Source organism: Winogradskyella vincentii, from assembly GCF_020166345.1.
Lineage (GTDB): Bacteria > Bacteroidota > Bacteroidia > Flavobacteriales > Flavobacteriaceae > Winogradskyella > Winogradskyella vincentii.
In genome coordinates, this window is the sequence record NZ_JAIUJS010000031.1 from 1 (window position 1) to 1,015 (window position 1,015).

General features: G+C 34.0%; 1 protein-coding gene. It reads right to left on the reverse strand.

Going from position 1 to position 1,015, the window contains the following annotated elements; genetic code table 11:
* Window positions 1–223 precede the first annotated feature (223 nt).
* The gene (locus LBV24_RS15020; RefSeq protein WP_224479479.1) at window positions 224–817 is read right to left on the reverse strand and encodes a hypothetical protein; all 594 of its coding nucleotides are present in this window, start codon (window positions 815–817) and stop codon (window positions 224–226) included.
* Between the last annotated feature and the right edge of the window lie 198 nt (window positions 818–1,015).

The window sequence follows — 1,015 nt, forward strand, 5'->3', positions numbered from 1 at the left end:
ATAGCGCAGCGATGATATCGAACTGCTTTTGGATATAGTGTCTGCGAAGCAGCGTAGACAAAAGTACGCCGCAGGCGTATTCGATATCATCGGTTTTGTGTATGGCTCGTTGCGGAAAATCAGCTATGATTTTCCGCAATAACCGAAAGATAGCAAATTGCAATGAATTCCGATTAGGAATTCAGCCGCAATGAGCTATACACGTTGTTACCTGTAGTTATTTTTAGTCCACCGATTCTGTTAATCGGACTGGAAAAATTTGTCTTATTTCTCGCCATTTTATAATGTCTTCTTGTTCATCCGATTTCAGTAATTCAGTCAAACTTTTGTCGAATTTCGAGAGTGAGAATTCATTCCGTACCTCATTATAAGCTAGATAAAATTTGTTTCTGATTTCTCTGTATTTCTCGTAGTTCAATTCTTTGTCAATTCTTGCCAGTATAGTTATGTTTTTATGCATATTGACTTTTCCAGAATATTCAAAATCCTTTTCAACAGTCATTGGCATTTTTTTATCCGTTGGATTCGGCACTATGTATTTCTTAAATTCAGATATAATTAAGCTGTCAGGAACAAAAATGTCCTCAATAAATGTATCTCCGTTTTTGTCGACATCAATTAAGACTAAATTTCTTTGCTTGATAATAATTTGCTCGGATTTATCTTTAGTATTTTTCATATAGTTATCAAATCCGTAATCTAATTCAATTACTTTGTAATCAGCTTCTAGCTCTAATATCGAATCAATCTCTTTTTTACAAGATGTTGAAACTAAAATTAAAGTCAGCAATAATATTTTTAGTGAATGTTTTGTCATAATTACAGGTAAAGGTCTCGTATAACCGTCAGTTACGGGTTAATATGCGTTAATTTTCGGTTTTGCACAGGCTTTAGCAATTCCGAGTGGATTCGGACGTAGCCGAATCCGCCGTAATTGCGGTTATACATTGTTGGCAATAGTATTTTTTATTATAATTTCATTCAGCTTTTTAGAATCAGATTCCGCAATTTCTTT

Bases quoted from the DNA above. Each gene is read 5' to 3' on its own strand.
- LBV24_RS15020 (WP_224479479.1), bottom strand. From the start codon at position 817: ATGACAAAACATTCACTAAAAATATTATTGCTGACTTTAATTTTAGTT.